The 16,926-nt window shown below is 69.2% G+C and carries 18 protein-coding genes; 7 read left to right on the top strand and 11 right to left on the bottom strand.

The window, feature by feature from the left end; all coding sequences use genetic code 11:
• Positions 1-119: 119 nt before the first annotated feature.
• Together ACLQ2O_RS37295 and ACLQ2O_RS37290 are read left to right on the top strand one after the other, a co-directional pair.
• The gene (locus ACLQ2O_RS37295) at positions 120-803 is read left to right on the top strand and encodes a class I SAM-dependent methyltransferase (protein ID WP_425841884.1); all 684 of its coding nucleotides are present in this window, start codon (positions 120-122) and stop codon (positions 801-803) included.
• Positions 804-835: 32 nt separating this feature from the next.
• Positions 836-1,588 (top strand): glycosyltransferase family 2 protein, encoded by a 753-nt coding sequence (locus ACLQ2O_RS37290; RefSeq protein ID WP_425841881.1) that lies wholly within the window; start codon positions 836-838, stop codon positions 1,586-1,588.
• Between the two features lie 135 nt (positions 1,589-1,723).
• On the opposite strand, the gene ACLQ2O_RS37285 is transcribed toward ACLQ2O_RS37290, so the two are convergent.
• Positions 1,724-2,680 (bottom strand): helix-turn-helix transcriptional regulator, encoded by a 957-nt coding sequence (locus ACLQ2O_RS37285; protein WP_425841879.1) that lies wholly within the window; start codon positions 2,678-2,680, stop codon positions 1,724-1,726.
• Positions 2,681-2,711: 31 nt separating this feature from the next.
• Positions 2,712-3,632: a zinc-binding dehydrogenase gene (locus ACLQ2O_RS37280; RefSeq protein ID WP_425841876.1), complete on the bottom strand. Its 921-nt coding sequence runs from the start codon at positions 3,630-3,632 to the stop codon at positions 2,712-2,714.
• Positions 3,633-3,695: 63 nt separating this feature from the next.
• Here ACLQ2O_RS37280 and ACLQ2O_RS37275 point away from each other — a divergent pair, with 63 nt between their 5' ends.
• Positions 3,696-4,058: a winged helix-turn-helix transcriptional regulator gene (locus tag ACLQ2O_RS37275; protein WP_425841873.1), complete on the top strand. Its 363-nt coding sequence runs from the start codon at positions 3,696-3,698 to the stop codon at positions 4,056-4,058.
• Here ACLQ2O_RS37275 and ACLQ2O_RS37270 read toward each other — a convergent pair.
• From ACLQ2O_RS37270 to ACLQ2O_RS37240, 7 genes are all read right to left on the bottom strand, one after another.
• Positions 4,055-5,263, bottom strand: coding sequence for a DUF2786 domain-containing protein (locus tag ACLQ2O_RS37270; protein WP_425841871.1), 1,209 nt, complete (start codon positions 5,261-5,263; stop codon positions 4,055-4,057). The two genes, ACLQ2O_RS37275 and ACLQ2O_RS37270, sit on opposite strands and share 4 nt — an antisense overlap.
• A gap of 48 nt (positions 5,264-5,311) precedes the next feature.
• Positions 5,312-6,109, bottom strand: coding sequence for an LLM class flavin-dependent oxidoreductase (locus ACLQ2O_RS37265; protein WP_425841868.1), 798 nt, complete (start codon positions 6,107-6,109; stop codon positions 5,312-5,314).
• A 24-nt stretch (positions 6,110-6,133) separates the two neighbouring features.
• A complete protein-coding gene (locus ACLQ2O_RS37260; RefSeq protein WP_425841866.1) occupies positions 6,134-6,559 on the bottom strand; it encodes a hypothetical protein in 426 nt (141 codons plus the stop codon).
• Between the two features lie 85 nt (positions 6,560-6,644).
• Positions 6,645-7,391, bottom strand: a complete 747-nt coding sequence (locus ACLQ2O_RS37255; RefSeq protein WP_425841863.1) for an SDR family NAD(P)-dependent oxidoreductase — start codon at positions 7,389-7,391, stop codon at positions 6,645-6,647.
• Complete coding sequence (locus ACLQ2O_RS37250) at positions 7,384-8,640, bottom strand: AMP-binding protein (protein WP_425841860.1); 1,257 nt, start codon at positions 8,638-8,640, stop codon at positions 7,384-7,386. The genes ACLQ2O_RS37255 and ACLQ2O_RS37250 overlap by 8 nt, the downstream gene beginning before the upstream one ends.
• On the bottom strand, positions 8,637-8,888 hold the full coding sequence (locus ACLQ2O_RS37245; protein WP_012918196.1) for an acyl carrier protein: 252 nt from the start codon (positions 8,886-8,888) through the stop codon (positions 8,637-8,639). Before ACLQ2O_RS37245 ends, ACLQ2O_RS37250 begins: the two co-directional genes overlap by 4 nt.
• Before the next feature lie 134 nt (positions 8,889-9,022).
• Positions 9,023-9,217: a hypothetical protein gene (locus ACLQ2O_RS37240; RefSeq protein WP_425841857.1), complete on the bottom strand. Its 195-nt coding sequence runs from the start codon at positions 9,215-9,217 to the stop codon at positions 9,023-9,025.
• Between the two features lie 158 nt (positions 9,218-9,375).
• Between ACLQ2O_RS37240 and ACLQ2O_RS37235 the strand changes: the two genes are divergently transcribed.
• The gene (locus ACLQ2O_RS37235) at positions 9,376-11,625 is read left to right on the top strand and encodes a hypothetical protein (RefSeq protein WP_425841855.1); all 2,250 of its coding nucleotides are present in this window, start codon (positions 9,376-9,378) and stop codon (positions 11,623-11,625) included.
• Between the two features lie 50 nt (positions 11,626-11,675).
• Here ACLQ2O_RS37235 and ACLQ2O_RS37230 read toward each other — a convergent pair whose 3' ends face one another.
• Together ACLQ2O_RS37230 and ACLQ2O_RS37225 are read right to left on the bottom strand one after the other, a co-directional pair.
• A complete protein-coding gene (locus tag ACLQ2O_RS37230; RefSeq protein ID WP_425841853.1) occupies positions 11,676-13,241 on the bottom strand; it encodes a glycoside hydrolase family 10 protein in 1,566 nt (521 codons plus the stop codon).
• 137 nt (positions 13,242-13,378) lie between these two features.
• Positions 13,379-13,570, bottom strand: a complete 192-nt coding sequence (locus tag ACLQ2O_RS37225) for a hypothetical protein (protein WP_425841850.1) — start codon at positions 13,568-13,570, stop codon at positions 13,379-13,381.
• Between the two features lie 21 nt (positions 13,571-13,591).
• Between ACLQ2O_RS37225 and ACLQ2O_RS37220 the strand changes: the two genes are divergently transcribed.
• From ACLQ2O_RS37220 to pseI, 3 genes are all read left to right on the top strand, one after another.
• Entirely contained in the window at positions 13,592-15,106 is a 1,515-nt protein-coding gene (locus ACLQ2O_RS37220; protein WP_425841847.1) for a helix-turn-helix domain-containing protein, read from the top strand.
• Positions 15,107-15,276: 170 nt separating this feature from the next.
• Entirely contained in the window at positions 15,277-15,768 is a 492-nt protein-coding gene (locus ACLQ2O_RS37215) for a GNAT family N-acetyltransferase (RefSeq protein ID WP_425841845.1), read from the top strand.
• The gene (gene pseI, locus ACLQ2O_RS37210; protein ID WP_425841842.1) at positions 15,765-16,820 is read left to right on the top strand and encodes a pseudaminic acid synthase; all 1,056 of its coding nucleotides are present in this window, start codon (positions 15,765-15,767) and stop codon (positions 16,818-16,820) included. The genes ACLQ2O_RS37215 and pseI overlap by 4 nt, the downstream gene beginning before the upstream one ends.
• Positions 16,821-16,926 lie beyond the last annotated feature (106 nt).

Genomic DNA, 16,926 nt, shown 5'->3' with positions numbered 1-16,926 from the left:
GGCAGCAGCATAGCCCTGCCGCCAGGGCAACCCGACGGCGTCGGGGGGCATCCAACCCGGAGCGCTGGTAGGGTGACCCGCTGATGCGCGCACGGCGCACGCTTCCGAGGAGAGCTATCTTGTCCGACGATCCCCTCGCCCAAACACCGCAGAGCGGCGAGCCGGACGGCACGTACGTCTCGAACTACTTCGAAACACGTCTGGCGCACAACGCGAACCGGACCAAGATCTGGCAGCACCTCTGCAAGTACCTGCAGAAGTGGGTCAGCACCGACGCCGAGGTGCTCGAGCTCGGCGCGGGCTGGTGCGACTTCTCGAACAACGTGCAGGCCAAGCGCGTCGTCGCGATGGACCTCGACAGCACGGTGGACCGCGCCGCCGCCGCGCACGTCGAGCCGGTGATCGGTGACTGCACCGACCTGGGCAAGTTCGACGACGGCACCTTCGACGTCGTCTTCGCCTCCAACCTGCTGGAGCACCTGGACCGGGACTCCTCGAACCGGCTGCTCGGTGAGGCCAAGCGAGTGCTGCGGCCCGGGGGCCGGCTGATCCTGATGCAGCCGAACTTCCGGCTCAACCCCGGCCGGTACTTCGACGACTTCACCCACGTCGCGATCTTCACCGACCAGTCGCTGCAGGACTACCTGGTCGCCGAGGGCTGGAAGATCGACGCGGTCAAGGCGAAGTTCATGCCTTTGACGCTGAAGTCCAAAGGCGGCAACCTGACCTTCGTGGTGCCGTGGTACCTGCGCTCGCCGATCAAGCCGCTGGCCGGGCAGATGCTCGTCGTCGCGTCCCGCTGACCCAAGACGGAAAATCCGATAGGTGCAGAAACGTGTTCAACGGTAAAACACTGTCCGTGGTCCTTCCGACGTACAACGAGAAGGACAGCATCGCCGACGTCATCCGCCGGTTCGACAAGCTCGGTGTGGTCGACGACATCCTGGTGATCAACAACAACGCGGCCGAGGGGACCTCCGAGGAGGTCGCCTCGACCAACGCGCGGGAGATCATCGAGACCACCCAGGGCTACGGTGCGGCGATCCGGCGCGGGCTGCGCGAGGTCGACACCGACCTGGTCTGCGTCTGCGAGCCGGACGGCACGTTCAACCCCGAGGACCTGCTGAAGCTGCTGTCGTTCTCCGCCGAGTGCGACGTGGTGGTCGGCTCCCGCACGGTCGCCAACTTCATCTGGGACGGCGCCAACATGGGCTGGTTCCTGCAGTTCGGCAACTGGGCGGTGGCCAAGATGCTCGAGGTGCTGTTCAACACCGCCTCGATGAGCGACGTCGGCTGCACCTTCCGGGTGATCACCCGCGAGCACGTCCAGACGATCTCGGACCGGGCCACGCTGAACGGTTCGGCCTTCGGCCTGGAGATGCTGCTGACCTCGGTCGTCACCCGGGCCCGGATGGTGCAGATCCCGGTGAACTACCACCCGCGGGTCGGCGTCTCGTCGGTGACCGGCGACTTCGGCAAGACCGTCACGCTCGGCCTGGAGATGATCCGGCTGATCCTGAAGACCCGGCTGAAGACGATCGGCCGGCGCCCGCGCCGTACGACGACCACGGCCAGCGCGACCGTCTGAACCACAGGCTCCACGCATAACGTCCGAAGAAACTCACAGCGTCCGAGGAATCCGAGGCTATAGCCTCGGGTTCTTCGGACGTTGCTGTTTTCTTCGGACGTTACGGGGCTTCCGGCAGGCGGTGGACGAGGGCATCTACGGCTTGGCGGCGGCGATGAGGCGGGCGGCGAGGTCCTGGAGGGCGTCCCGCAGTTCGAGTGGTTCGACGACCTGGAAGGGCACGCGGACGAAGGCCAGGCGCTCGGCGTACCAATCGGGTTCGTCGGTGCTGCCGACCAGGCGCGAGCGCTCGGGGCCGAGGTCCTCGAGCCGGCCGAGGCTGCCGGGGACGCAGCGGGCGATCTGCTCGGCGCTCGCCTCGAAGACAATCTCCACCTGGTAGCGCCAGCCGGCCGAGAGGTGGTCCTGGACGGCCTGGGCCGGGTCGAGCCCGTCGGGCGGCGTGAAGGTGTCCGGCAGCGGCTCGGCGGACACGATCCGGTCGATCCGGAGGACCCGCTGGGCGTCACGGCTGTGCGACCAGCCGAGCAGGTACCAGCGGCCGTGCCGCACGCTGACCGCCCACGGGTCGACGTCCATGCTGAACGGCTCGGGATCACACTCGCCCCGCTGGTAGCCCAGCCGGAGCCGGTGATGGTCGGTGCACCCCCGGACGACGGCCGCCGTGATCTCCGGGTCGGGCATCGCCAGCCGCGACGACGGCGGGATCATCGCGCGGATCGCGTCGGCCGGGCCGGCGACGGCGGTCGGCAGCACCCGGATGATCTTGGCCAGCGCGCTGCCGGCCGGGGCGGTCACGTCGGAGACGCTGTGGTGCCCGCCGAGCGCGGCCATCATCAGGCCGAGCGCCTCCGCGGTCGAGAACATCAGCGGCGGCACCCGGAAGCCGCGGCCGATCCGGTAGCCGCCGTACCGGCCGGAGGTGGACTCGATCGGGATACCGGCCTCGCGCAGGATCCCGACGTACCGGCGGGCGGCGCGATCGGTCACCCCGAGCCGCCGGCCGAGCCGGTCGCCGGTGATGCCCGGGCTGTTCTGGATCAGCTCGAGCGCCAGCAACGCCTTGGCGGTCGGGCTCGCGTCGTCTTCCATCCATCCCCCCGTGGTCCGGAGGGAACCGATCCTACGGGAGCAGGACGACAGCGTTCTCCGGAATGCCGGCCTCCAGGTCGCGGTGCGCCTGGGCGACCTCGGCCAACGGGTAGGTACGGATGCTGCGGGGTCCGAAGACGCCGGCCCGCCAGGCCGCGAAGAGCTCGTCCGCGGCGGTGAGCAGGGTCGCGCGGTCGGGCAGGTGATCGCCCGTGCTTGACCGGGTGACGGTGATCCGGCGCCGGGCCAGGTCGGCTTCGTCGAGGTCGGGCGCGCCCGACGCGCTGCCGATCAGGTCGAGCGTCCCGCCGTCTTTCAGGAGCTGGATCGACTCCTTGAAGGTGGCTTGGCCGACCAGGTCGTAGAAGACGTCCACCTGGCTTTGCCCTGCGAGCCGACCGGCCACCACGACGTTGCGCAGCCCGAGCGCCCTGGCCGCCTCGGCTCTGGCTTCACTGGCGACCGGCGTGATGACGGTGGCTCCGAGGTGCTGTGCCCAGGTCGCCAGCATCGATCCGACTCCCCCGGTCGCGCCGGTCACGAGGATGACATCGCCTTGTTTTACGGGCCGCAGCCGTCCCCAGGCGGTCAGGCCCTTCGCGAGCAGCGCGGCCGCTTGGACCGAGGGCAGGTCGTCGGGCAACGGGATCGCGTCGGCGGCCAGGAGCAGCCGGGTCTGCGCGTAGGAGCCGAGCGAGAAGTAGTAGCCGACCCGCTGGCCCACGACCAGGTCCACATCGTTGCCGACAGCATCGATCACGCCGACACCCTCGCCGCCGATCACCGCCGGGTACGCCGGGAGCGGGAAACGGCCGGACCGGAAGTAGGTGTCGACGAAGTTGACGCCGATCGCCTCCTGGACGATCCGCACCTGACCGGGACCGGGACCAGCGACCTGCTCGTCCGCGACCTGGAGTTCGTCGGGAGCGGTCAAACGCACGACAAGGCTCATGCTTCGTACGGTAGCTTTCGGGTAGTGGTTACCCGCAAGGGTACCGAGTATCCTTGGGTAACCATGGATGATCGGATTCGGGTCCCGCGCGACGCCCGGGACGTCTACTCGTCGAGCTGTCCCTGCCGGCTGGTGCTCGACCTGCTGGCGGACAAGTGGAGCGCGCTCGCGCTGGGAGCGCTGCTGGACGGGCCGGTGCGGTTCGGCGTACTGAAGACCACGCTGGACGGGATCAGCCCGAAGGTGCTGTCGGCCGTCCTGAAGCGCCTGGAGCAGCACGAACTGGTGACCCGGACGGTGTTTCCGGACGTGCCGCTCCGGGTCGAGTACGCGCTGACCGAGCTCGGGCGGGACGCGTGCGTGCCGCTGGGCGGGCTGCTCGGATGGGTCGAGGACAACGTCGAGCGGTTCCCGGACCTCGCTTAGCGCGTGACCGGGCGGTGGGTGTCGAGCTGGGCGAGGTCGGCGGCGCTCAGGCCCGCGTGCCAGCCGGCGCCGTTGGTGATTCTCGTCCGGCGGGTGACGGTCTCGGGGAACAGCTTGGTGAAGAGGGCGTCGACCTGCTTCTCCCGGCGGCTCAGGACCGGGAGCAGGCGGTCCCGGTCGGCCTCGGCGACGGCGGAACGAGCGCGCTCGGCGGTGGCCTCGAGCCGTTCGCCGATCCGTTGCGCGTAGGCCATCAGGAAGGACTGCCGGAACGACCGGGTCCGGGACTCGCCGCGGATGCCATAGTGCTTGCCCGAGGCAAGCATCGCGTGGTTGGCCTGGACCAGCAGAGACGTGGCCAGCAGCTCGGTCAGCTGCAGGTCGAGGTCGGCGCCGACGATCGTGACGACGGCGAGCTGGTCCATCGTCACGGTCCGGCAGCCGTTGGCGTGGGCAACAACCCCGACGAGCTGCGCCTTCGCCGTGACGTAAGGGGTTTCGACCCAGATCCGGCGCGCGCCGCTGTCGTCGGGAAGGTCGAGATCGGGACCGGCGTCCAGCAGCGCGTGGTCGAGGGAGAACTTCGCCATCAGCTCCTGCGCCTTGCCCGACAACGCCTCCGCCTCGTCGGGGAACTCGGTCGCCTCCGCCTTCGCGAGCAGGGCCCGGACGCGAGCGAGCATCTTCCGGTCGGTCCCCGACTGCTGCGCGCGCTCGCCCGTTGCCCGCTGGGCGGTGCCCGGCAGGGGGAACAGGCGGGCCATGGCCTGCAGCCGGTACAGGAAGCCGGCCAGCTGAAGCGTGAGATCGAGCGCCAGGTAGCGCCCGATCCGCTGCTCGGCCGCCGCCCAGGCGGTCAGGTCGAGGTCGTCGAACGGGTGCTGGAGCCCCAGGTCCGCCAGCTGATCGGCCCAGCGGGAGTCGATGGTGCTCGGCTTGTACGCCCGGTGCTCCGCGGCGATCACCGCGACCAGCAGCGGCTCAGCTCCTGGCTCCAGCTGCCGCCGACCATGCTGTACGACGTCCGCCGGCGTCCAGCCGCGCTCCCAGCCGGTGCGGATCAGATCGGTCAGGTACTTGCGCACCACCCGGTCGACCAGCGGCTGGTCCTGCTCGTCGTACCGGCCGAGGTCGGGAAGGTGCAGCTCAGGCTGCAAGGCGACCGTCGCTCGCTGCAGGACCTGCAGTACTTCCGCTTCACTCACACTCTCCAGTCTGTCAGGTCCTGCTGACAGGTCGGGCGCTACTCCGGCTCAGGAGGCCCCGCAGTCAGGCGGCTGCGGACCTGCTCCATGCGCGCGGGTGAGTGATGCGGCAGGTCCCAGCGCGTTTCCAGCCACCAGGTAGCGCCGGCGTCCGCCCAGGGCTTCACCTCGGCTGCGGCGGTGGCGGGGTCGGTCTCCCCCTCCGCCACCACGTCGAGTTCCGGCCGGGCCCCGCGCTCGCTCAGCCAAGCACGCAGCGCGGTCAGCTCGGCCCGGGCTCGCCTCACCGGCGTACTGCGGAAGTACGCCGTCGCAGCGCAGCACCCGCCGCATCGACTTGGGCCGCGGCCAGGCGCCGACCACCCAGATCGGGATCCGCTCCTGGACCGGTCGCCCGACCACGGTCAGGTCGTCCCGGACGGACTCGTACGTGTAGTGCTCGCCCTGGTAGCTCTGACCGCCGTCCCAGAGCGTGCGGATCAGGTCGATGCCTTCGTCCATCATCGCGGCGCGGATCCGCAGGTCGAGCTCCTCGCCGGTCGACGGCAGATCCGTCTCGACCGCGCCGAGGCCGACGGCCAGGATCGCCCGGCCGTTCGAGAGCTGGTCGAGCGTCGCGACCTGGCCGGCGACCTTCCACGGCCGGCGCCACGGGAGCGGGGTGAGCATCGTGCCGAGCTTGATGCGGGAAGTCTGGGCTGCCATCGCGCTCAACAGGCCCCAGGCGTCGACGCCGTACGCGGCCTCCCAGACGAAGACGCCGTCCCAGCCGGACTCCTCCGCGAGCACGGCCTGCTCCAGCTGCTCGGGCGCGGTGCCGCCCGGAAGGATCATCCCGAATCTCATGGGACGTTCCTATCGCGAATCGGTCTACAACTGAACCGACGGCGCCAGGCTCGGTGTGCTGCCTGTTGAAGGGGCGAGGGCTACTGAGACGATCAAAGGGCCGAGCTCCAGTGTTCGCCAGTCGCCCGCGAAGTCAGCAGGTACGTCGAGGCCGTGCTGGGGCCACCAAGCGAGCATGGGGACGTCGGCGAGCTTGCACAGGCACTCGGAGCGGGTCCAGCGCTCCCAGAACCGGTCCGCGCCGAAGCGCTTCGCCAGCGGCGCGGGGGTCGTCTGGTCGGCGTACTCGGCGTCGATGACCACCGACCAGCCGGCCGGCGGTACGCCGTACCAGCCCACGCACTGGAAGTCGGGCAGGTGGGAGCGCGTCAACGCGTCCCGGACGTCCTCGACCGAGCCGACCCGCAGGTGCGACTCGGCCTGGTCGAGCAGCTGACGTACGGCGGACACCAGCTCGTGCCCGGCCGCGGGGCCGGGAGCCGATCTGTCCCCGGCCGCAGGGCCGGGAGCCGGCCCGTCCTCAGCCGCAGGGCCGTCAGATACCGGCGGCACCGTCGATGACGATCGCCTGGCCGTTGATGTTCGTGTTCTCCAGCAGCAGCATCCGGACCACCGGGACAACCTCGTCCGGCTCGGTCAGGTGACCGGTCGGCGTCCGCCGGACGATCTGGTCGAGCTGGGTCTGGCCGAGCACCGCGGACATGTCCGAGGCGAAGAAGCCGGGGGCGACCGAGTTCACCAGTACGCGGCCGCCGAGCTCACGGGCCATCGACCGGGTGGCGGAGTCCATGCCGCCCTTGGTGGCCGAGTAGGCGACCAGGCCCGGGAACCCGCGCTGGCCGCAGATCGAGGTGATGTTGACGACCCGGCCCTTGAGGCCCTTGGCCATCATCCGGCGCAGCACGTACCGGGTCAGCACCAGCGGGGCGGTCAGGTTGGTCTGGATGATCTGCGCGATCTGGTCCGCCGAGGTGTGCACGTGCAGCGAGTCCTGGCCGATCGCGGCGTTGTTCACCAGGCCGTCGATCGGGCCGAGCTTGGCCTCGACCTCCTTGACGAACGCCTGGGTGGCCTTCTCGTCGTTCAGGTCGACCGCGCCGGCGTGCACCTGGTCGGGGTACTTCGCGGCCAGGGCCGCGATCTCCGGCGTCACCGAGCGGGCGAACGCCGCGACCTTCACGCCGGCGTCGATCAGGCCGTTGACGATGGCCAGGCCGAGGCCGCGGGAGCCGCCGGACACCAGGACGACGGTCGACGGCGGGACCACAGTGACATCAGACATCGCTTTTCAGGGTCTCCTTCTGAGGGATCTCGGCCAGGAAGCGGATCCGGCGCGGTACGCCGTAGTCCGGCAGCCTGTTCGTGCACCACTGCACCAGGTCGGCGTCGGTGACCGGTCCGAGGTCGGGGTTCAGCACGACCTCGGCGGCGACCATCCGGCCGACCAGCGGGGCCTTGCGGGCGAACACCCGGGCCCAGGCGACGGCCGGGTGGGCCATCAGCACGTTGCGGACCAGGCCCGCGGACACCTTCGAGCCGCCGACGTTGATCTCGTCGGTGTCGAGCCGGCCGGTGATCAGTACCCGGTCGTCGACGAACTCGACCCGGTCGCCGGTCCGGTGCGCGCCCTCGAGACCCGCGCCGTGGTGCGGGGAGGCGATCACCAGCTCGTCGCCGTCGACCGACAGCTTCGGCCGCTCCGACTCCGGGTCGGGGTCGCGGTCCAGCCAGGCCTTCGGGAAGCCGGCCTTGCCGTCGTGCACGACGATCGAGGCACCGACCTCCGACGAGGCGTAGATCCAGGAGATCCGGGCGTTCGGGAACAGCGCGGACAGCTGGTCGAGGATCGCCTGGTCCACCGGCTCACCGCCGAGCGTGATCTGCTCCAGCGGGACCGTGGACAGCGCCTCGGAGTCGCGGAAGATCGTCTGCCGCCAGAACGTCGGCGTACCGGACGCGGCGGTGACGCCGTGCTCGGCGGCGATCTGCGGCCAGGTCTCCAGCTCGGACGGCTCGATCACGACCAGGCCCTGGTCGGCCTGGGTCAGCGAGATCGTGATCACCTGCCACCAGGCGTACGTACCCGGCGAGTACGGGACCAGCCAGGTACGCGGCTGCTGCTTGCCGCGGACCGTGGTCAGCGACTCCAGCGTGTGGCCGATCCGCTTCGGGCGGCCGGTCGAACCCGAGGTGAGCAGCCACACGCGGCCCGACTCCTCGACCCGCTTCAGCCGGGCCGGAGTGACCGAGTGCTCGTCGCCGTTGGCGATCACGACCGCGAAACCGGACTCGCCGAGCTCCTCGCGCATCGCCAGGTCGACCCGCGACGACGTCGCCACCAGCAGCTCGGTGCCGTGCACCGCGTGATGCCGTACGGCGGCCAGCGCGTCCGCGCCGTTGTCGACCAGGACCGCGGCCGGCGACGGCAGCTGGGGCAGCTTGTGCAGGGTCCGCCAGGTCAGCTTCTTCCCGCCGACGACGACCGTGTTGTCGTCGCCGATCAGGGCGGTGCTGCGACGCTGGGCGGTCACGCCGACTGGAGCTGCTCGATGAAGTCCAGGACGTCGCCGACCTTGGCGATCTGCCGCAGTCCGGGAGCATCGAAGTTCAGCTCGTCGCCGATCTCGTCCTCGACCCGCAGGGCCAGCTCGGAGAAGTCCAGGGAGCGGAAGCCGATCTCCCGCAGGTCGGCGCTGTCGTCGCTCGGCAGCTCCTTGCCCTGCGCCTTCATCACCTCGCCCATCAGGTCCCGGATCTGGGCGCGCGTCAACTCACTCATGGGCCAAGACTCTAGCCGGAGATACCGGGGGTCGACGATTCGCGGGGACCCCGCGGTGGCTGACGTCACTTTCTGCTGCGCGCGCGTGGTTGGGTTGCGTGAGCCTCTGGGCTGCCCGGCCTCGATCCGGTCGATCATGAAATCGGTGGCTGGTACTTGTTGGGTTGACGGGTGCTTGGTGCGTAGTTCTCGCCGCGGACCCGGGTTCGCAGCCGGCGGACTCGGTCTTTGATCTCCCAGCCGAGCAAGGCCAGCAAAGGCGCGGCTGCGGCGGTGGCCGCAAGCAGGAGTTCTTCTACGGGGAAGCCGGCGATGTGCTGAGCGGGCATGGTGCCTCCCTGTCACGGGTCTTTACTCAGGGTAAGCGGCCAGTACGACGGGGTAAACGGCTCGGCGGTGACGTTTCGAAGGCGACTACGGTTGGGCGAGAACTTTTCGTCGCCCACGGGTCTCTCTCCGTGTGCAGGAACCACGGAGGGAGTACGGGGTGAGCCGACCGGGCCGGGCGATGTCGGTGGCGGCGCTGGCGAGTCTGCCGGTGCTGCCGCTGGGGTGGTTCGTCGGGCTGCAGGCTCACCCACCGTGGATCCCGGCCGCGTACCTCGGCTACTTCCTCGTGGTGATCGCCGTACCGGGCACGATGTTCTGGCGCCGGCTGACCGGCGGCACGGGCTGGTTCGCGGTGGACGCGGTGCTCGGTACGACGTTCGGCCTGGCCTGCGAGGTGCTGATCTACGCGCTCGGCCGCTGGCTCGACATCCCCCTCGCAGCGCTGGTGATGCCCGCCCTGGCGCTCGGGCTCTTCCTGGCCGTGCCCAGCAGCACGCGCTCGACCAAACCGACCCCCTGGTGGTCGGTGGCCGGTGTGATGGTCGTGGCCGGGATCGTCGCGGCCTGGTTCGTCCGGGTCGGCTCACGGGTCATCCCGCTCGACGGACCGGCCGCCCTGCGGCCCAACTCGGACTCGCCGTTCCAGCTGTCGCTGGCGGCCGAGCTGACCCACCACTTCCCGCCGCAGGTCCCGTACGTCGCCGGTGAACCGCTGGCCTACCACTGGATGGCCTACAGCCACATCGCCTCGGCGCACTGGATCACCGGGATCGAGCTGGACGTCCTGACCCAGCGGGTGGTCCCGTTCGCGTTCCTGCTGCTGACGACGCTGGGCGCCGCCGCCGTCGGCATGGTCCTCACCGGTCGGGCAGTCGCAGCACCGATCGCCGCCGGACTCACTGTGCTCGCCGGAGACCTCGGACCGTGGGGCTGGACGGTCACCCACACCCTGTACCACGACAGCCCGCTGTCGATGGGGCAAATGATCAGCACGACTCAGGCCTTCTCCACCGTGCTGATGCTGCCGCTGATCGCCGTCACCGCTCAGCTCCTGCGACGCCCGCCGGGCCAGACCCGCCAGCAGCTCGCCGGGTTGTTCCTGGTCGCCGGCATCCTGATCAGCGTCCTCTCGGTCAGCAAGGCCACCGCACTGCCCGTGTACGCCGCCGGACTGGCCGCCGCGTGGATCTACCTGACCATCAAGGCACGTCGCCTCAACCTGCGCGCGCTGGTCCTCGGCGTGACGGTCGCAGCGTCGTACGCCTTCAATTTCTTCGTCGTCCTGCGTGGTGAGACCAACGGGATGGAGTTCAAGCCGGCCGGGACCTACCGCAGCATGCTGGACGGGATGGTCCGCGGCATCGACCCGTCGGTACCGGCCGGCCGCTCGGTGCTGCTCATCGTCACCGCGGCGGTCGTGATCGGCTGGCTGATGCCGGCTGTGGGCGCCTTGCTGATCCGGCGACGGCTGCCGCGCGACCCGATGGTGGTGATGCTGCTGGCCGGGCTGATCGGAGCAGTCGCGGCCGCCAGCCTGCTCTACCAGTACAGCCAGGCTCAGGTCTTCTTCGTCCGAACCGCCTTCATCTACGGGGTTCTGCTGGCTACGTGGGGCCTGGCCTCGCTGGAACGCAAGCAGTACCTGGTGGTCGGTCCGGCGCTGGCCATCGGTGTCGCGGCGATCTCCATGGGTCGCGCCCAGACCAAGACCCTGATCCGCGACTGCCAGGACACCGGCTGCCTGGACCGGATCTTCTCCGCGCCGCTCATCGCCGCGCTCATCCTCACGGCGGCAGGCATCGTCGTACTGGGCGTGAGCATCCGCAAGCGCTCGCTCCGGCTGTGGGCGATCATCACCGTGTCGGCGCTGCTCGGGCTGACGGTGTCGCCGACCGTGGTGAGCCTGCGGCAGTTCGCGTTCCCGCCGCAGACGGCGTACGACTCGATCGCGCCCGGTGGCATCGAGGCGGCCCGGTTCATCCGCCGCCAGTCCGGGCCGGACGACCTGATCGCGACCAACATCCACTGCCACGCACCGACCGGTCCGCGCTGCCACACCGGCTCGTTCTGGATTCCCGGGTACGCCGAACGCCGGGTGCTGGTCGAGGGCTGGTCCTACACCGCGAAGGCGAACGACGTGCACACCTCGACCGAGGCGTCGTACGGGCCGTTCTGGGACCAGGAGAAGCTGAAGGTCAACGACGAGGCCTTCACCGCACCGACCCGCGAGGTGCTGGACCGCCTCCGCACCCAGTACGGCGTGCGCTGGCTGCTCGCCGACGACCGGGTCAACCCGGTGCCGGAAGAGCTGGAGAAGCTGGCCGAACTGCGCTTCCAGTCCGGCACGGTCCACGTCTACCAGCTCTACCCGCCCCGGGTCGGCGGCACCGGGTCCACCACGCCCTAGTGCCCCGTGTCGGAAGTAGCGCAAGGCAACTTCCGACACGGGGCACTAGCTCACCGGATGGCTGCCGCCGGCAACGGGATGCTCTGGTCCCAGGTCCGGTCGAGTGCGGTGACCAGGTAGATGTAGTGGCCCCCGGCAACGGCTGTCGTGTCGGTCCACGTCTGCTGACCGCCGGTGGCTCGCATCGTCGCCACCAGGTTGCGGGCGTCGGTGTCGGCGCACCAGTCACCACCCAGCAGGTCGCGGCGGTAGACGGCGTACGACGTGGTGTCCTTCGAGGTCGAGCGCCAGTCCAGCTTGACGCCTGCACCGGTCCGCGAGGCCTTGAGGGCGTGGACCGGGAGCGGCGGGCGGGAGTCGAGCGACGGCATCGCCGGGACCAGTGCGGGCCGGGTGTACCAGGTGCTGTTGAGCAGGCTCGTCGCACCGAGGCGGTCGGCGCGCACGTCCTTGGCGGAGAAGTAGATGTCGCCCTTCACCTCGGGGATCGTGCTGTTGAGCGCCAGGTGGTCGCTCAGCTCGGCCGGGTCGGCCCAGTCGGGCGACTGCGTCGACGTACCGACCTTGTAGGTGGCCTGGCCGATGTAGAGGTGCACGTCGGTGCCGCGGACCTGGTCGGCCCACCAGGGCACGATCTTGTCGTAGTCCGCGGCCGCGAACCCGCCGGCCCAGTAGACCTGCGGGACGATGTAGTCGATCCACTCCTCGCGGACCCACTTGCGGGTGTCGGCCGCCAGGTCGTCGTACGTCTGGACGCCTGCTGTGGTGTCCGACCCCGCGGCGTCGGTGGCCTTGTTGCGCCAGACGGCGAACGGGCTGATGCCGAACTTCACCCACGGCTTGGCGGCCTTGATCAGGTGCTGCAGCTCCTGGATCAGCAGGTCGATGTTGTTGCGCCGCCAGTCCGGGACGTTGGAGAAGCCGGCGCCGTACTGGGCGAAGGTGGCGGCGTCGTCGAAGGTCTGGCCGGCCACCGGGTACGGGTAGAAGTAGTCGTCGAAGTGCACGCCGTCGATGTCGTACTTGCTGACGGCATCCATGATCGCGTCCTCGACCAGCTTGCGGGCCGCCGGGATGCCGGGGTTGTAGTAGAGCTTCCCGCCATACGTGACGACCCAGTCCGGGTGCTGCCGGGCCGGGTGGGTCGGGACGAGGGCGTTGAGGTCCGTGCCCATCGAGAGCCGGTACGGGTTGAACCAGGCGTGCAGCTCGAGGTTGCGCTTGTGCGCCTCGGCGACGGCGAAGGCCAGCGGGTCGTAGCCGGGGTCGCCGCCCTGCTTGCCGGTCAGATACTGCGACCAGGGCTCGACGGCCGACGGCCAGAACGCGTCGGCGGTCGGGCGCACCTGGAGCACGACGGCGTTGTGGTTCTGCCGTACGGCGTCGTCGTACCAGGTGAGCAGCTCGGCCTTCTGCTGCGCCGCGGTCAGACCGGTCCGCGACGGCCAGTCGATGTTGACCACCGACGAGACCCAGCTGGCCCGGAACTGACGCAGCGGGGTCTTCGGATCGGGGCTGCAGCCACTGGCGGGCGCAGCGGTCGCCGTACTGGTCAGACCACTGACCAGCAGACCCACGGACACAGCGAGGACTCCGACCACACGCCAGACTTTCATGTCACTCTCCGACTACTCAGCGGGACGAGATCGAAAGATACTTACACATCCGGCTCGGGCTTTGAAGGGCAAGCGATGGAACGGCGGACGGGCGCAGGTTTGCAGGGCACCGCACGCCCGCCCGCCGGATTGTGGGACTAGCAGCAATCGGCCACTACGACCTGGGCACCAGTGAGGCGCTCGAAGTGGTAGCGGACGGCGCCCGGTGGCCCGAGTACGGCGAAGTGCAACGGGCTCGGCAGGACGACCCTCGATGCTCCCAATTGCTCGACCGCCGCGATCAGCGCTTCGAACGCAGCAGGCGATGTCTCGATCTCCTCGACGAACACGCCTCTCGCTGAAGCTCCACCATGACTATTCGCCGTCCCCAGGATCATGTCGAGTCGCCACTCGGCGATCTCCACAGAGCCTGGCTGCAAGCGTTCGCGGCAATCACCGAATGCGCAGGGGAGTTATGCACCAACCGGCATATCCGCTCGGTGGAGCCGGATGCCAGGCGACCTGCCCGCTACGATTCGTACCCAGAGGGTCACCGGATCGGAGTCGGCATGAGCCAACGGTCAACTGCGGAACACCACTGTGCCTGTGGCACGCGACTGGCTCTGGACAACCCCGGCGTCCAGTGTTCCCGCTGCCAACGGGTCTCCCGTGGTGAATTCAGTACGCCGTTACCACTGCCGGTCGACTCCTGGCGGACCGAGCGGTTCGCCGATGCGTTCGCCAGACAACACATCGGCCTGCTGGTACGGGCCTACCGCCTTCATCCAGCGCACCGGTCGGCGTACGGGCCGGCGGGCATCTCGCAGGCACAGATGGGGCAATGGCTCGGGCTCGGCCAGCCACAGGTCAGCCGCCTGGAAACCGGTCCGCCGGTCCGCAACCTCGACACCTTGAGCCATTGGGCTCGCGTCCTGGCGATCCCGCCGACTCTGCTCTGGTTCGACCTGCCGAGAGTCGGCTCGCCCGTTCCCGGGCCCGGTTCGCACTCCGGCGAAGCGCCTGATGTTGATCGACGGCAGGTGCTGGGTGCTCTGGCCGGCCTCGGCGCGATGGCCGGGCTCAGCGGGCAGAGCCAGCCGCTCGACGTGATCCGTCAGTTGTTGAACTCCTCGTTGCCGCAGGATGCCCCCGGCTACACGACCGAAGACTGGATGGAAGTCGCGTACGACCACGCCATGGCCTATCAGTCGACGCCGCCGGAGGCCCTGCTTCCTGAGCTTCTCGCCGATGTCCTCGCGCTGCGAGATGCCATCGAGACCGCGACAGCCTCTCAGGTTCAGGGCCTGTACCAAGGCCGGCCACTCCCATCGGTTCTCAGACAGACGGAGGCTGCTCTCGGTCTCGCCGGTGACCAGATCTCGGTCGGAAGGTTGCAGGTCCTGGCGTGCCGGGCCAAGTCGCTGGCTCGTCTGGGCGCAGGTGCTGAGGCCGAGAATCTGCTGCGCCGGTTGAGCGCCGACTTCAGTTCGATGCCCGTGACGGCCGGCATGGAGCAGTCCTCGTTGATGAGCTGGCCGGAGCAGAATCTCTTCCACACCGCCAGCTTCGTGTACACCGCGACGGGTCGGTTCCAATCGGCGATCGACAGCCAGGACGCCGCACTGACTGCCTATCCGCAGTCGATGACGCGCTGCCGCGCTCAGATCGAGCTGCACCGCGCCGCGTGCCTCGTGACAGACGGTCAGATCGCAGGTGGGCTCGACCACGCCGGCGAGGTTTTCGGTCGGCTCCCGATCGAGCACCGAACCCGAAACGTTCGGGTCGTTGCCGGGCACGTGCTGTCCGCCGTACCGGGCACAGCGGTGAACCAGCCGGTCGTCCGTACCTACCGCGAGGTGCTCTCCACCTCCACTGACAGAGCGTAACCCTCGCGCTCTTCCGGCAGCATACGAATCGTGAATCGCACCATCACGATTCCAACTGGCCACCGGGCGACCGGCAGTGGGACCCAGCCGGTACCGTGGTGGCCGACTCACAGCGGACCAGGAGAGGACGGCGCAGGGTGCTTCGCAGGGCCACGGAAACCGATGTGGAAATGATTCGGACCTTCCGGAACCAGGAGGCAAACCGCGTCATCAGCATCATGGAGCACGAGATCGGCGTGGACGAGCACGCGGTCTGGTGGGCGAAGGCAAGCGTTGCCCCCGACCGGCGGATCCTGATCTACGAACGCGACGGTGTCGCTGCGGGTGTCGTGAACTTCACCGATCTGGTGCTCGATGGCGAGCCGAGGACGGGTTCCTGGGGCTTCTACCTGGACGCCGAGGGTCTGGCCGAGCGGGGCGAGACCCTGCCGGCCTGGATCGAGGTGATGAAGGACGCCAGCGGGTACGCCTTCGACGAGCTCGAGCTGGACGACCTGTACGGCGAGGTGCTGGAGCACAACGCCGTCGTACGGCAGATGAACCGGCGGTTCCGCTTCGTCGAGGGTGAGCCGGAGATCCGCCACTCCGACGGCCGGGAGATCACCGTGCTGCCGATCAGCCTGAACAAGAACAACCGGCGCAAGCCGAAGGGAAACTCATGAGCGCCTCCACGATCAACTTCGGTGACGTCCCGGTCGGGCCGGAGCACCAGCCGTTCGTCATCGCCGAGATGTCCGGCAACCACAACGGCGACATCGAGCGGGCCAAGGACATCGTCCGGGCGATGGCCGAGACCGGCGTCCAGGCGCTGAAGCTGCAGACCTACACCGCCGACACGATCACGCTCGACGTCGACCTGCCGGCCTTCCGGCTGCCGTCGGAGCACGAACTGTGGGGCGGCGCGCGGCTGTACGACCTGTACCAGGAGGCGCACACCCCGTGGGAGTGGCACGAGCCGATCTTCGAGCTCGCCAACTCGCTCGGCATGCTGGCCTTCTCGTCGCCGTTCGACCCGACCGCGATCGACTTCCTGGAGAAGCTGAACGTACCGGCGTACAAGGTCGCCTCGAACGAGATCGGTGACCTGCCGCTGGTCCGCGGGATGGCCGAGACCGGCAAGCCGATCATCATCTCCACCGGCTCCGCGACGCTGATGGACATCGACGCGGCGGTCCGCGCGGCCCGCTCGACCGGCAACGAGCAGATCGTCGTGCTCTCCTGCACGGCGAGCTACCCGGCGCCCCCGGAGCAGTCGAACCTGCGCTCGATCCCGGTCCTGCGCGACGCCCTCGGCGTCCAGATCGGCCTGTCCGACCACACGATGGGCATCGGCGCCGCGATCGCCGCCGTCGCGCTCGGCGCGACCGTGATCGAGAAGCACGTCACGCTGTCCCGCGCCGACGGTGGCGTCGACTCGGCGTTCTCCCTGGAGCCGGACGAGGTCAAGGCGCTGGTCGAGGGCACCAAGGTCGCCCAGCAGGCCCTCGGCGAGCCGATCGTCGGCCCCAAGCAGGCCGAGCAGAACGTGCTCCGCTTCCGCCGCTCGCTGTTCGTGACCCGCGACGTCAAGGCCGGCGAGAAGGTTGCCGCCGACAACGTCCGCTCGGTCCGCCCGGCCGGCGGGCTGCCGCCGGACGCCTTCACGTCCGTCGAGGGCCGGGAGTTCCGCCAGGACACCCCGAAGGGGACTCCGCTGACCTGGGACGTTCTGTAAGCACGAGCAAGTGAAGGGGCCCCGGGCAATGAACTGGTCCCCGGAAGTTGGACTGGTTGGATAAGAGCCTAGGCCGCGAGGGTCTGGGTCCGGTATTGCACCGGGC

This window comes from Kribbella sp. DT2, from assembly GCF_049844575.1.
GTDB lineage: Bacteria > Actinomycetota > Actinomycetes > Propionibacteriales > Kribbellaceae > Kribbella.
This window is presented reverse-complemented; position numbering and strand designations above follow the sequence as displayed.